The sequence below is a fragment of the Bradyrhizobium sp. genome (assembly GCF_028868675.1).
Lineage (GTDB): Bacteria > Pseudomonadota > Alphaproteobacteria > Rhizobiales > Xanthobacteraceae > Bradyrhizobium.
Map to the genome: position 1 here is coordinate 16,871 of NZ_JAGWUA010000004.1, position 13,425 is coordinate 30,295.

General features: G+C 65.8%; 10 protein-coding genes. 3 read left to right on the plus strand and 7 right to left on the minus strand.

What is annotated here, in order from left to right; all coding sequences use genetic code 11:
- Positions 1 to 255 precede the first annotated feature (255 nt).
- Positions 256 to 927 carry a response regulator transcription factor gene (locus KGM94_RS01225; RefSeq protein ID WP_300254065.1) on the plus strand — a complete coding sequence of 224 codons (672 nt, stop codon included), beginning with the start codon at positions 256 to 258 and terminating at the stop codon, positions 925 to 927.
- Between the two features lie 86 nt (positions 928 to 1,013).
- On the opposite strand, the gene KGM94_RS01230 is transcribed toward KGM94_RS01225, so the two are convergent.
- The 6 genes from KGM94_RS01230 to KGM94_RS01255 form a co-directional block, all read right to left on the minus strand.
- The gene (locus KGM94_RS01230) at positions 1,014 to 4,535 is read right to left on the minus strand and encodes a PAS domain-containing hybrid sensor histidine kinase/response regulator (protein ID WP_300254067.1); all 3,522 of its coding nucleotides are present in this window, start codon (positions 4,533 to 4,535) and stop codon (positions 1,014 to 1,016) included.
- Between the two features lie 182 nt (positions 4,536 to 4,717).
- Positions 4,718 to 5,947: a 5-aminolevulinate synthase gene (gene hemA, locus KGM94_RS01235; RefSeq protein WP_300254068.1), complete on the minus strand. Its 1,230-nt coding sequence runs from the start codon at positions 5,945 to 5,947 to the stop codon at positions 4,718 to 4,720.
- Between the two features lie 208 nt (positions 5,948 to 6,155).
- On the minus strand, positions 6,156 to 7,217 hold the full coding sequence (locus KGM94_RS01240) for an MBL fold metallo-hydrolase (protein ID WP_300254069.1): 1,062 nt from the start codon (positions 7,215 to 7,217) through the stop codon (positions 6,156 to 6,158).
- A 173-nt stretch (positions 7,218 to 7,390) separates the two neighbouring features.
- The gene (locus KGM94_RS01245) at positions 7,391 to 9,538 is read right to left on the minus strand and encodes a HAMP domain-containing methyl-accepting chemotaxis protein (protein ID WP_300254071.1); all 2,148 of its coding nucleotides are present in this window, start codon (positions 9,536 to 9,538) and stop codon (positions 7,391 to 7,393) included.
- A 162-nt stretch (positions 9,539 to 9,700) separates the two neighbouring features.
- Positions 9,701 to 10,426: an outer membrane beta-barrel protein gene (locus tag KGM94_RS01250; protein ID WP_300254073.1), complete on the minus strand. Its 726-nt coding sequence runs from the start codon at positions 10,424 to 10,426 to the stop codon at positions 9,701 to 9,703.
- 217 nt (positions 10,427 to 10,643) lie between these two features.
- Positions 10,644 to 10,955 carry a hypothetical protein gene (locus KGM94_RS01255; protein WP_300254074.1) on the minus strand — a complete coding sequence of 104 codons (312 nt, stop codon included), beginning with the start codon at positions 10,953 to 10,955 and terminating at the stop codon, positions 10,644 to 10,646.
- Positions 10,956 to 11,209: 254 nt separating this feature from the next.
- On the opposite strand from KGM94_RS01255, the gene irr reads away from it, so the two are divergent.
- Positions 11,210 to 11,704 carry a Fur family transcriptional regulator Irr gene (gene irr, locus KGM94_RS01260; RefSeq protein WP_300254076.1) on the plus strand — a complete coding sequence of 165 codons (495 nt, stop codon included), beginning with the start codon at positions 11,210 to 11,212 and terminating at the stop codon, positions 11,702 to 11,704.
- Positions 11,705 to 11,724: 20 nt separating this feature from the next.
- Here irr and KGM94_RS01265 read toward each other — a convergent pair whose 3' ends face one another.
- Positions 11,725 to 12,276, minus strand: a complete 552-nt coding sequence (locus tag KGM94_RS01265; protein ID WP_300254078.1) for a cytochrome b — start codon at positions 12,274 to 12,276, stop codon at positions 11,725 to 11,727.
- A 336-nt stretch (positions 12,277 to 12,612) separates the two neighbouring features.
- Between KGM94_RS01265 and mddA the strand changes: the two genes are divergently transcribed.
- Entirely contained in the window at positions 12,613 to 13,389 is a 777-nt protein-coding gene (mddA, locus tag KGM94_RS01270) for a methanethiol S-methyltransferase (RefSeq protein WP_300254080.1), read from the plus strand.
- Positions 13,390 to 13,425 lie beyond the last annotated feature (36 nt).

A 13,425-nucleotide genomic window follows, 5' to 3' on the forward strand; every position in this document is an offset into this window, starting at 1 on the left:
ATACCTTGAGTCTTCACCCTAAAGTAACATCGCCGTGAAACCGATCCCAATACGACTTTTGGCTTTGCGCACCGGTGCCGCAGGTATCCGATGCCGCCTCGCAATCGGCCGGGAGGCCGTCGCGATCTCACTGCGACGGATTAACCCCTTTGCTGCAAAGGGATATTGTGTGCTTGCATGCCACCGCGGGTCGGGGAAGAATTGCGCTGCTAGCCGTGCCTATCCGAGCTCCCGCGCAGCCACAGCAAGAGATCGATGAACGCTCCTTCAACCCACCTCATCATTGCCGACGATCATCCCCTGTTCCGCGACGCGCTGCGGCAGGCGGTGGCCGGCGTTCTGAGCTCGGCCAGGATCGACGAGGCCGGCTCCTTCGAGGACCTGACCAAGCTGTTGGAACAGGACTCGGACGTCGACCTGATCCTGCTCGATCTCTCGATGCCGGGCATCAGCGGGTTTTCCGGCCTGATCTATCTGCGCGCGCAATATCCCGCGATCCCGGTGGTGATCGTCTCCGCGAGCGACGACAACGCCACGATTCGCCGCTCGCTCGATTTCGGCGCGTCGGGCTTCATTCCCAAGCGGTTCGGGGTCGATACGCTGCGCGACGCCATCCCGAAGGTGATGGACGGCGATGTCTGGGTGCCGGCGGATGCCGACCTGTCGTCGGCGGCCGATCCGGACATGACGCGCCTGCGCGACCGTCTGGTGACGTTGACGCCGCAGCAGGTGCGGGTCCTGATGATGCTGTCGGAGGGACTGCTGAACAAGCAGATCGCCTATGAGCTCGGGGTCTCCGAGGCGACGATCAAGGCCCACGTCTCGGCCATCCTGCAGAAGCTCGGGGTCGAGAGCCGGACGCAAGCCGTGATCGCCGCGGCCAAGATTGCCGGCAGCCAGTGGCGGCAGGGCACGCCGACGGGTTGACCGGGCGCAGCGGGCGGCGTTGCCGGCGCTCGCCTGCGCCTTTGCATGGGGTCGTTCTCGAAATCTTGCAGGGCGGCCGCGAGAGCCTATTCCGCCGCCACCATCTGCTGGGTGCGCCATTGCCCGAGCAGGGCGCGCAGCGAGGCCGGCTTCACCGGCTTGTTCAGCACCGCGATCTTCTCCTCCCGCGCCGCGACCTGGACCTGGGGGCTGCGGTCGGCCGTGATCAGGATCGCGGGGATGGCCTCGCCGAAGCGGCGGCGGATCTCGCGGATGGCGGCAATGCCGTTGCCGCGGTCGAGGTGATAGTCGACCAGCAGGCCGGTCACGGGCCGGCCGGCGGCCTCGATCGCGGGTATCGCCGTTTCGGGATCCGCGACCGCGATGACCTCGGCGTCCCATGCGCTGAGCAGCGTGCGCATGCCGTCGAGGATCGCCGCGTCGTTCTCGATGCAGACGATGAGGGCGCCCGAGATCGGCGTCCGCGACAGCGGCGTCGCGCTGGTCACCGCCGCGGTGTGGGTGACCGCCTTGGCGGTCGGCACCGTCACCGAGAACACCGATCCACCGCTCCCATTGGCGTCGATGGCGATGCCGTGATCGAGCACGCGCGCCAGCCGCTCGACGATCGACAGGCCGAGCCCGAGGCCGCGCGCGATCCGCGCGCCCTGCTCGAGGCGGTGGAATTCCTTGAATATCTCGCCGCGCTTGACCGCGGGAATGCCGACGCCGGTGTCGTAGACGCAGATTTGCAGGGACTGGCCGCGACGGCGGCAACCCACCAGCACACGCCCGCGCGGGGTATATTTGATCGCGTTGGAGATCAGGTTCTGCAGCAGGCGGCGCAGCAGCAGGCGGTCCGACTGCACCGGCAGCGAGCAGGGCACGAAGGTGAGATTCAATCCCTTGGCGCGCGCGATCGGGGCGAACTCGATCTCCAGCGACCGCATCAGGTCGCCCATCTTGAAGCTCGAGATCGAGGTGGTCATTGCGCCCGCATCCAGCCGCGAAATGTCCAGGAGCGCGCCGAGGATCTCCTCGATCGCCTGCAGCGATTCGTCGATGTTCTCGACCAGCCTGTTCTCCTCGCCGCCGGTCCTGCGCTCGACGAGGCTCGTGACGTAGAGCCGCGCCGCGTTGAGCGGCTGCAGGATGTCGTGGCTGGCGGCGGCGAGGAACCGGGTCTTGCTGATGCTGGCGTCCTCCGCCGTGCTCTTGGCGAGCGCGAGTTCGGAGTTCAGCCGGGTCAGCTCCTCGGTGCGGTCGCGGACGCGTTTTTCCAGCGTCGCGTTGGCGCGCTCCAGCGCCTCCGCGGCCTCGAAGGTCGGCGTGACGTCGGTGAAGGTGATGACGAAGCCCCCGCCGGGCATGCGGTTGGTGAGTACCTCGATCACCATGTGCCGGTCGGGCAGGCGCTCCAGATAGGGCTCGCTCTCGGTCGTGTAGGCGGCGAGCCGCCGCTCCAGCACTGCGTCGAATTCGGAGCCTTGCCCGGCTGCGTCTGTCTCGCCGCTGGTGCCCATGAACTCGAGGATCTCGCGCAACGGCGTGCCGAACTGGACCAGGTGAAGCGGCACGCCCAGGATGTCGCCGAACTGCCGGTTGGAGCAGATCAGCTGCAGCTCGGCGTCGAACACCGCGATGCCCTGGCGCACGTGATTGAGCGCGTTCTGCAGGATCTCGCGGTTGAAGTGCTGCGCTGCGTGGGAGTCGTCGAGCAGTTTCAGCGCCGCCCTCGCCGAAACCGTCCGTTTGCGCAGCAGGAGCGACATCACGAGGCGTGAGGATGCCGCGCCGATCGACGAGGCGATCAGATGTTCGGCATGCTGCAGCAGCTCGAAATCCGCCGGCGCCGCCGGGTCGAGCCGCACATTGCGCCGCGTCATGAAGGCTTCGAAGGAGTGCCTGGCACGGTCGGGCCCGAGATATTGCGCCACCGTGCTCTGGATGTCCTGCACCGTGACGGTGGAGCGCCAGCGGCGGAAGCTCGGCGCGCTCGGGGCGAGGGTGTTGGGCACGAACAGATCGGCCTGCACGAGCTCGATCGAGCTCGGCTGCCGCGCCAGCGACAGCGCGACGTAGGTGAGGATGTTCAGCGCCAGCGACCAGGCGACGCCGTGCAGCAGCGGCGGCAGGTCGGCGCCGAACAGGGCCTGCGGCCTCAGCGCCTCGATGCCGAACGGCCCGTGCTGCAGCAGGAGAATGCCCGACGTCGAGGAGTCCAGGAAGCTCGGCAGGAACAGCGTGTAGGCCCATACCGCGAAGCCGACCAGCATGCCGCCGATGGCGCCGCGCGCGGTGGCGCGCCGCCACAACAGGCCGCCGAAGAACGACGGCGCGAGCTGGGCGATCGCGGCGAACGACAACAGGCCGATCGCCGCGAGCTGGGCGTTGCCGAGCGCGCGATAGTAGAAATACGCCATCACCATGATGGCGAAGATCGCGAACCGCCGCGAGCGCAGGAGGAAGTCGCCGAAGTCCTTGCCGCCGGTGCGCCCCTCGGGGCGGCGCTTCAGCACCAGCGGCACCACGATGTCGTTGGAGACCATGATGGAGAGTGCAACGCATTCCACGATCACCATCGCGGTCGCCGCGGACAGGCCGCCCACGAAGATGGCGACGCTGAGCAGTTGGGCACCGCCCTCCATCGGCAGCGCCAGCACGTACATGTCGGGATCGACCGCGCCGAACGGGAAGGTGATGAGGCCCGCGAGCGCGATCGGGATCACGAACAGGTTGATCGCGACGAGGTAGAGCGGAAACAGCCAGCGCGCCCGGCCGACCTCGGCGTCGGACGAATTCTCCACCACGCTGACGTGGAACTGGCGCGGCAGCAGCATGATCGCGCAGAACGACAGCAGCGTCATGGTCAGGAAGTTGCCGATCGCGGGCGTGTAGTTGATGGCGCGCACCGCTTCCGGCGTCTTCATGGCGCGCTCGACCAGTTCGTGCGGCGAGAACATCCAGAAGGTGACGAAGGCGCCCGCGGCGAGGAAGGCCACCAGCTTGATGATCGATTCAGTGGCAACCGCGAGCATCAGGCCGTGCTGGTGCTCGGTGGCGTCGGTCTGCCGCGTGCCAAACAGCACCGCGAAGGCGGCCATCGCTAGCGTTACCATCAGCGCCATGTCACCGAGGATCGGGATGTGGGAGAAGGCCTGATCCTCGCTCAGGATGGTCTCGAGCGAGGAGGCGACCGCCTTGAGCTGGAGCGCGATGTAGGGCACCGAGCCGATGATCGCGATGAACGCAACCGTCGCCGCCACCGCCTGGCTCTTGCCGTAGCGGGCGCCGATGAAGTCGGCGATCGAGGTGATGTTCTGGGCCTTCGCAAGCTGGATCACCCGGCGCAGCACGCCGGTGCCGAGCCCGATCATCAGGACCGGGCCGATGTAGATGGCGAGAAAGTCGGTGGCGGTGCGGGTGGCGAAGCCGACCGAGCCGAAGAAGGTCCAGGACGTGCAGTAGATCGAGAGCGACAGCGGATAGATCAGGCCGGAGGCGCGGCCCGCCTCGGCCGGCGAACGGCGGTCGCCATGGCTCGCCACCAGGAACAGGAAGCCGATATAGCCGAAGGCGGCTGCGATCACGCCCCAGTCATGCAGCATGGGCTGACGGGCTCTCCCTTGGGCCGCGGGCATTTCCGCGCCGGTCTCATTTTCGAACGCAAATTTAGCGCGTCGGGCTGCGGGAGGCGACAGCGAAATGGCCCGGAAGGTTCCGATCCGGGATCGTCGTTAAGCCACGGGGCGAAGCTTGCCCTCCAGGGGAGGGCGAAAACGAGGCCGCGTTACTCCGCCGCCAGCGACTTCTGGCGCAGCGGCAGGCCGAGCCGGTCCCAGACCTGCAGCAACGCTTCGGCGAGCTGATCGATCAGGCCGTCGTCATGATAGGGCGAGGGCGTGATGCGCAGCCGCTCGGTGCCTTTGGGCACGGTCGGATAGTTGATCGGCTGGATGTAGATGCCGAACTCCTCGAGCAGCATGTCGGAGGCCTGCTTGCACTTCTCGGCATCGCCGATGAACAGCGGCACGATGTGGGTGTCGCTCGACATCACCGGCAGTCCCGCGGCGTTGAGGATCGCCTTGACGCGGGCGGCGCGGTCCTGGTGGCGCTCGCGTTCCCAGTTCGAGGTCTTCAGGTGCTTGATCGCGGCGGTCGCCGCCGAGCAGATCGCCGGCGGCAGCGCGGTGGTGAAGATGAAGCCGGGCGCATAGGAGCGCACGGCGTCGATGATCTGGCCGCTGGCCGCGATGTAGCCGCCGAGGCAGCCGAAGGCCTTCGCCAGCGTGCCCTCGAGAATGTCGATGCGATGCATGACGCCGTCACGCTCGGCGATGCCGCCGCCGCGCGGGCCGTACATGCCGACCGCATGGACTTCGTCGACATAGGTCATCGCACCGTATTTTTCGGCGAGGTCGCAAATCCTGGCGAGCGGCGCCACGTCGCCGTCCATCGAATAGAGGCTCTCGCAGGCGATCAGCTTCGGCCGGTTGGGGCCGGCAGCCTTCAGAAGCTCCTCCAGATGCGCCACGTCGTTGTGGCGGAACACGATCCGCTCGCAGCCGGACTGCCGGATGCCCTCGATCATGGAATTGTGGTTGAGCTCGTCCGACAGGATCAGGCAGTTCGGGATGAGCTTCGCGATGGTCGCGATGCCGGTCTGGTTGGAGACGTAGCCCGAGGTGAAGAGAAGAGCGGCTTCCTTGCCGTGGAGGTCGGCGAGCTCGGCCTCGAGTTGCACCAGCGGATGATGGGTGCCGGCGATGTTGCGCGTTCCCCCCGCGCCGGTACCGACCCGGGTCGCCGTCTCGACCATGGCGCCGATCACCTTGGGGTGCTGGCCCATGCCGAGATAGTCGTTGGAGCACCAGATCACGACGTCGCGCTTGCCCTTCGGCGAGTGCCAGACGGCGTGCGGGAAGCGGCCGGCGGTCCGCTCCAGGTCGGCGAACACGCGATAGCGCCGCTCGGCGTGGAGGCGCTCGAGGGCGGAGCTGAAATACTGATTGTAATCCATTGCTTAGACCTGGAACCGGCTGGAGCCTCGGATGTCGCCTCGGGGGCCGTCTTGAGCATTCCCGCGGGCGTCGGCGTGGACCTTTCTAGAGCCTTTCCAACTCCGATGTCGAGCCGGAAACCTCCGTCAAACCGAACGTAGCCTATCCTCCGGAACCGGCCCCAGGCTTGATCGGCATCAATGAGCCCAAAGGAAATGGGCCGGGCGTTCAGGTGGTCCTGAACCGCAGCACGCCGTCGACGAGCTCCGAGGTCAGGCGTCCCTCCACCAGCATGTAGTTGACATGGGCGATCAATTCGCCGGCGGCAAAGCCCATCTGGTGGGGATCGAGCACGTGCTTGTGGAACACCACCGGCACGAGCTGGGCCGAGGTCTGCGGCACGTCGCGCGCGGCTTCGGCGATCAGCCGGCAGCGCTCCTCGTGGTGGTCGGCGAGCTGCTTGATTCGGGTCTTGAGGCCGTAGAACGGCACGCCGTGGCCAGGCAGCACCAGCACGTCATAGGGCAGCGTCGTGGTGAGGCTCGCGAGCGAGGCGAGATATTCGCCGAGCGAGTTCTGCTCGGGCTCGACCGCCCACACGCTGACATTGGGCGAAATCTTGCTCAGCACCTGGTCGGCGGACAGGAACAGCTTGTCGTCCGCGCAATACAGCATCACCTGGTCGAGCGCGTGGCCGCCGCCGGTGATCACCTTGAAGCGGCGCGTGCCGATCACGACGTCGTCGCCGTGCGAGACACGGTAATAGGACGGCGGCAACACCGACACCCGCTTCAGATAGTCCTGGCCGCGACCGAGCAGTTTTTCGGTCAGCGATTCGTCCATGCCGTGGCGGCGGAAGAACAGCCGCTGTGCGTTGCGGCGCTCCTCGGTGCCGCGATTCTGGTGATAGACCGACTGCAGGTATTCGACCTGCGACATCTGCAGCGGGCAGCGGAAGCGCTCGGTGATCCAGCCCGCGAGCCCGACGTGATCGGGGTGGGAATGGGTGACGATCAGGCGCGAAAGATGGACACCCTTGAGCGGGCCTTCGAACAGCCTGGTCCAGGCCTCGATCGTCTCTTCATTGCCGAAGCCGGAATCCACCATCGCCCAGCCGTCGCCGTCGGCGAGCAGGTAGATGTTCACGTGGTTGAGGCGGAACGGCAGCTTGAGCCTCACCCACAACACGCCGGGCCGCACCTCCACGACCTCGTCCGGGCCGGGGTGCTGTTCCCAGGGGTAGCGCAAGGCCTCTGCGGAGGACTGCACGGTATCGGTTTTCGAATGCATGCGTATCCGCTTAACCCTGCCGGGGGCGCAATGCCAGCCGAAAAACCGGCCGAGACGGCCTCCGCATACCCGTCATTCCGGGGCGCGCAAAGCGCGAACCCGGAATCTGGAGATGCGGGCGCGAGATTCCGGGTTCGGCACTCCCGCGCCGCGCCGGAATGACGGTGGAAGCCTTACGCCGCGCGGATGTTGGTGAGGAAGGCGTCGATTTCCGAACGCAACACGTCCGCCTCGCGGCGCAGCGCGTCGGAGGCGGTCAGCACCTCGGTCGCCGCGGCGCCTGCTTCCGCCGACGCGGTGGAGACGCCGACGATGTTGCTGGAGACCTCGCTTGTGCCGCCGGCGGCGTGCTGGATGTTGCGGGCGATCTCGCGCGTCGCCGCTCCCTGCTCCTCGATGGCGGCCGCGATCGCCGTGGTGACGTCGTTGATCTCGCCGATGGTCTGGCCGATGCCCCGGATGGCGCCGACTGCCGACGTCGTCACCTGCTGCATGCTGGCAATCTGGGTACGGATTTCTTCGGTCGCCTTCGCGGTCTGGCTCGCGAGGCTCTTCACCTCGGAGGCGACCACCGCGAAGCCGCGACCGGCTTCGCCCGCCCGCGCCGCCTCGATGGTGGCGTTGAGGGCGAGTAAATTGGTCTGCGAGGCGATGGTCTGGATCAGATCGACCACCACGCTGATGCGGCTGGCGCCGTCGGCCAGGCCCTGCACGGTGGCGTCGGTCGCACCGGCTTCGTTCACCGCCTTGCGCGCGATTTCCGCCGAGGTGACCACCTGGCGGCTGATCTCGGCGATCGAGGACGACAATTGCTCGGTGCCGGCCGACACCGTCTGGACGTTGACCGAGGTCTCCTCGGCGGCCGAGGCGACCGCGTTCACCAGCGCGTTGGACTGGTCGGCCGTCGATGACATGCTTTGTGCCGTGCCCTGCATCGAATTGGCCGATTGCGCGAGACCGTCGAGCGCGATGCGCACCGTGCCTTCGAATTCGGCGATCTGCGCTTCCATGCGCGCGGCGCGCTCCGCCTTGGCGATGCGGTCCTTGTCCTGCTCGCCCGAAAGCGCCCGGGCGTTGATCATGCTCTCGCGGAACACCTGCAGCGTCTCGGCCATCGCCGAGATCTCGTCATTGTGGTGGCGCGAGCGATAGATCTCGGTTTCGAGGTCGCCGTTCGAGAGCATCTGCATCGATTGCTGCAGGGCGTGGATGCGGCGCAGGATGTTGCGGCCGACATAGAGCCAGACGAACAGCGCCGAGCCGACCAGCATCAGCGCGCCCAGCGCCAGCATGCCCATGGTGGCGAGCGAAATCTCCTTGCGCGCCTGGAAGGTGGAATCGTTGGTCTCCTTCTGCACGCCATCGACCAGTTGCTGGACGCTGATTCCGAGGCCGACGTTGAGCTTGCGCGTCTCGTCCAGGACGGTCTGGCCGTAGTCGATCGAGTCGAGCTCCTTCTGGCGGATCTTGAACACGCCGGTCTTGCCCTCGCCGAACGTCAGCAGCTTCTGGACGCCGTTCCTCATCGCGCTGACGGCGGGGTTGTCGGGCAGATCCTCCAGGCTCGACTTGACGCGCTCCCGGCTCGCCTTGAACTCCTTCTCGATCGCCTCGAGCGTGTCGCTCGAATTGGCCGACAGCGCCGCCATCAGGTCGGCGGCCATCAGATTGCCGTTGGCGAGCACCGTGCTGATCTGACCGACCGAGCGCGCCGCGGCGGTGGCGTCGTCGGCCGACACTTCGGCCGAGCCAAGGATCGCATTCAGCCGGGTCTGCGCGTCGAGCATCGCCGGATTGGCGGCGCCCACGAAGGCGAGCTGCGCCTTGCGCAGCGCGTCGTACTGCTTCTCGTGCATGGCGGCGGCATCGAGCCGCTCCTTCGCCGCCGACACCAGGCTCTGGGTGGCTTCGTCGATGCTCTTGACGGTCTCGCCGAGTGCGTTGGCGGTGGTCTTGTCGGCGCCGAGTTCGATGATCTCGCCGAGCTTGGCCATGGCCAGTTGCTGGATCTCCTTCACCTTCTTGGTGCGTTCGGTGAGCAGATCGTCGTTCGGCGAGGCCAGCAGGCCGGGACCCTGCGCGGCGAGCGTCGCGCTCTGCGAGGAAAGCTGCAGGCTTGCGGAGAGCCGCGGGATGTCGCGGCCGCTCAAATCCATCATGGTGTTGCCGAGATGGTCGAAGACGAAGCCGGCGCCGGCGCTGATCACGAGGCCCATGCCGGCGATCACCGCAAAGGCTGCGAACAGGCTGCCCCTGATGCCCCATTTCGGCAACGAGAGCCGAGGAAGGCTGAATTTGCCCATGCTCAAGCGGAACGCCATTTCCATTTCCCCCACGCCACCATTCTTGATTGCGCGCGGAGTATCGCGGCGGTCAGTTAAAAAATCGCAAGTTGCGCAATCGTTTGTCGGATTTCCATACGGCAAAAAAAGAAGGACCGGCGCAACCGCCGGCCCTTCGTGAAAGGGAAGTCTGGTTACCGATCAGTAGCGCGCCGCGACCGGGCCGCCCCAGTTGAAGCGGTAGTTGACCCCGGCCTTCAGCGTGTGATCGTCGGTGGTGAAGTTGCCGGCCGGCACCATGGCGGCGGGCGCGGTGAAGTGGGCGTCGCCGAAATTATAGTACTGGTATTCGGCCTTGGCCGACCAGTTCGGGGCGAACATGTATTCGACGCCGGCACCGACCGTGTAGCCGTTGCTATGGTCGCCGGAAATCGCGAAGGCGACCGGTACGCCGCCGAGCGTTACCCTCTCGTTGTTGTCCGAATAGGCGTAGCCGCCCTTCACATAGACCAGGCCCGGACCCCAGGTGTAGCCGACGCGGCCGGTGATCGAGCCGAGCCCGCGCTGGTCGTTGGCGTAGGCGTAGCCGCCGGGAAACACCGCGCCGACGTTACCGGACAGCCAGCTATACTGGCCTTCGACGCCGACCACCCAGTTCGGGTTGAATTGCCAGTCCGCGCCGGCCTGCAGGCCGCCGAGGAAGCGGCCGTTGGCGTTGTTGCCCGTGGTCAGGCCGCTGAAATTGCTGTCGCTGGAGAACGCGCCGCCGAGATGCGCACCGAGATAGAAGCCGGTCCAGTTGTAGATCGGCGCAGCATAGGCGGGCGCCTGCTTGTAGTAGTTGCGGGCGCCGAGGTCGGCGCCGATGGCCGGCGCGGCCGCGCCCAGCGCGAGCAGCGCCACGGTGGCGAACAGGATCTTCTTCATGGTCTTTACTCCAACACTCAAAACCCGGCAGGCGCCGATCGGGCGCCTTCGTCGGTTACGCAGATAGCGATCATTCGACTAAAATGCTGTCACTTGCGCGGCACAGCCGCGCGCAACCCGACGTATTGGCCGGCAATCGTCGTCTGTGCCTAACGGGAGCTTAAGAAAGGCTGAAGCAAGCGTTAATTTCACGGCCCCTGCAGGCGCCATGCCGTCGCTATTCCTTGCCGAGCGCCGCCTGCAATTCGCTCAGCGCCTCCGCGAGCTGCTCGCGGTGCGCGATGTCATCCTTCGGAATCGCGGTCACGCTCGCCGCGAGTTCGCGCAGGATGCCGGCCAACAGGCCGAAGCTGATGTGCAGGTGCACCGATTTGCGCACCTCTTCCGCGCCGGGACGTGTCAGCACCAGGGCAAAGCCGCTTCCGTCGAGATGGGCCTCAAACCGCGATGAATGCTCGAAGGTCCCGACATAGAACTTGTCGGGATATTCCAGCGCGACCTCTGCCTTGTCCGGGACCGGTTTTGACATTGTTGTCCTCGTCGATATCGGTTCATTCTGGCAGCCGGCGAGACGTTCGACTTGCGATAGGTCAGAGACGGCAGGGCATCGACCGCCCTCAGGATGCGACCTCGCGGCGCGGGCCGTTCACGGCCAAATTTGATCCGGATCAAAGCAGAATTGTTGCAATTGCGATCCGATTGCAACGGGAGAACGTGAAGCGGGTCGATGTCGGCGCGCGGCCTGGTCGCTCCCGGTATCATCCAACCGTGAGACGCCCCGCGATGGATATCCTCTCCAGCAATGCCTTCGCCAACGAGCCAGGCGAGATCTTGGCCGACATCGCCGTCGGATCCCGGCGCGCGGACGACGGCATGGCACGCTGCGAGGAACTCCTACGCAGCGTCGCCTTGCGGCCGACCCGTCAGCGCCTGATGCTGGGTCACCTGCTCTTTTCAAATGGTCATCGCCACGTCACGGCGGAGGCGCTGTTCGACGAGGCGATCGCCGCGAACATGCAGCTTTCGCTCGCGACCGTCTACAACACGCTGAACCAGCTCACCGAGGCCGGGCTGTTGCGCCGGGTCGCGGCCGACGGCATCAAGTCGTTCTTCGACACCGACACGTCGGTGCACCCGCATTTCTACCTCGAAGGCGAGGATATCCTGGTCGACATTCCCCAGGGACTGATGTTCGAGAAGATGCCGGACGCCCTGCCGGGCCATGACATCGCGCGCGTTGACGTCATCGTGCACATCCGTCGGAAGACGGCGCCTTAGGTGGTGTGGACCCCTGGAAGTCAGCCCCGAGATCGCGGCAGCATGCGGACCAGGGTGCGGTCGCGCAGAACGTAGTGGTGAACCAGCGCGGCGGCGGCGTGCAGGCCGACGAGAATCAGAAGTCCGTTCGCGAGCGTCTCATGCACCTCCTTGACCGAGCGGGAGAAGCTGCGGTCGGCGGTCCAGGGTGAGGCGATCTCGAACAGGCCGAACACCGGCAGCGATTGGCCGCGGGCGAACTGGAGCACGATGCCGACGACCGGCGCGGCGATCAGCAGCGCATACATCAAATAATGTATCGCGTGGGCGGCCCGTTCGCTCCAGGGGCCGATCGAGGGGTCCTCCGGCGGCGGCGAATCGGCGAGGCGCCAGAACAGCCGCGCCGCGACCAGCACCACGATCGAAAGCCCGAGGAACATGTGGACGAGCTCGCCGGCCTCGCGCTGCGGGCCGCGCGGCAGAACGTCGCCGAACTGTCCGGTCAGCCACGCGCAAGCCACCAGCATCACGACGGCCCAGTGCAGGGTCATCGCAACGGCGCCATAGCCTTCCCGCGAATTGCGAATATGCATGAAGACCATGTAGCACCGGCAGAAGGTCGTCACCTTTGATGCAGGTCAAGGGCCGGCTTGCGCTCGTCCAGCTCAGCCCCGCGCGGCGAAAACCTTCGAGATCGAAGCAACTCCTGCTCGGCCATCGCCGGCACGGCCGCGCCGTCGCACGAGAGCGCGAGCAGGTCGTCGTCGAGCGACCTGATTTTCAAGGCGAAATCGCACCGGCGTCATCTCAAGCAAAAATCATCGTCGCCTCAGGCGAAAATCAATCGGCCGTAAAAGCCACGGCCCGTCCCATCCGGCATGGTGCAGCGACGCAAGAAGTGGCGAACTCTCGGCATAACGGAGCTATCCATGACCCAAATTCATACCATCGGCCCGGATATTTCGGGCTCCAGAGTGTTCAAGATCATCGCATTTCTGTACGGAATTGCGGCCTATCTCGTGGCATTCGTGACCCTCCTCTACGCCATCGGCTTCGTCATGGGCCTGGTGGTGCCGAAAAGCATCGATACCGGAGCCGATTCCTCCGCGATCGAGCCTCTCGTCGTCGACCTGCTGCTGATGGCGCTATTTGCCGTTCAACACAGCGTGATGGCGCGTCAGCGCTTCAAGGCATGGTGGACGCAGTACGTCCCCAAGCCGGTGGAACGCAGCACCTACGTGCTGGCGGCTGCGCTGTCGCTCGCTCTCCTGTTCTGGCAGTGGCGTCCGATGCCGCAAGTCATATGGGAGGTCGAAGACCCCGATTTCGCGGTGACGATCGTCACGCTGTCCCTGGCGGGCTGGGCGCTGCTCTTCGCCAGCACGTTCATGATCAATCACTTCGAACTTTTCGGCCTGCACCAGGTCACCAACCATCTCATCGACAAGGAGCCGCCGGCGACGCAGTTCAGGACGCCGCTGGTCTACAAGTTCGTCCGGCATCCGATCTACCTCGGCCTGATCATCGCGTTCTGGGCGGCGCCGACCATGACGGTGGGGCACCTGCTGTTCGCGTCGGTCACCACGGCCTACATCCTGCTCGGCATCGCCCTGGAGGAACGCGATCTCATCGCGGTGTTCGGCGACGAGTACCGGCAATACAAGGAGCGCGTCGCGATGCTCGTTCCCTGGCGCAAGTCGGTTTGAGACTGCCGCCGGCACCCTCGCGCGCAGGGTTGCGAG

What these genes read in the sequence shown, in the direction of transcription:
- KGM94_RS01225 (WP_300254065.1), top strand. Translation starts at nt 256, where the DNA reads ATGAACGCTCCTTCAACCCACCTCATCATTGCCGACGATCATCCCCTG.
- KGM94_RS01230 (WP_300254067.1), bottom strand. Translation starts at nt 4,535, where the DNA reads ATGCTGCATGACTGGGGCGTGATCGCAGCCGCCTTCGGCTATATCGGC.
- hemA (WP_300254068.1), bottom strand. Translation starts at nt 5,947, where the DNA reads ATGGATTACAATCAGTATTTCAGCTCCGCCCTCGAGCGCCTCCACGCC.
- KGM94_RS01240 (WP_300254069.1), bottom strand. Translation starts at nt 7,217, where the DNA reads ATGCATTCGAAAACCGATACCGTGCAGTCCTCCGCAGAGGCCTTGCGC.
- KGM94_RS01245 (WP_300254071.1), bottom strand. Translation starts at nt 9,538, where the DNA reads ATGGCGTTCCGCTTGAGCATGGGCAAATTCAGCCTTCCTCGGCTCTCG.
- KGM94_RS01250 (WP_300254073.1), bottom strand. Translation starts at nt 10,426, where the DNA reads ATGAAGAAGATCCTGTTCGCCACCGTGGCGCTGCTCGCGCTGGGCGCG.
- KGM94_RS01255 (WP_300254074.1), bottom strand. Translation starts at nt 10,955, where the DNA reads ATGTCAAAACCGGTCCCGGACAAGGCAGAGGTCGCGCTGGAATATCCC.
- irr (WP_300254076.1), top strand. Translation starts at nt 11,210, where the DNA reads ATGGATATCCTCTCCAGCAATGCCTTCGCCAACGAGCCAGGCGAGATC.
- KGM94_RS01265 (WP_300254078.1), bottom strand. Translation starts at nt 12,276, where the DNA reads ATGCATATTCGCAATTCGCGGGAAGGCTATGGCGCCGTTGCGATGACC.
- mddA (WP_300254080.1), top strand. Translation starts at nt 12,613, where the DNA reads ATGACCCAAATTCATACCATCGGCCCGGATATTTCGGGCTCCAGAGTG.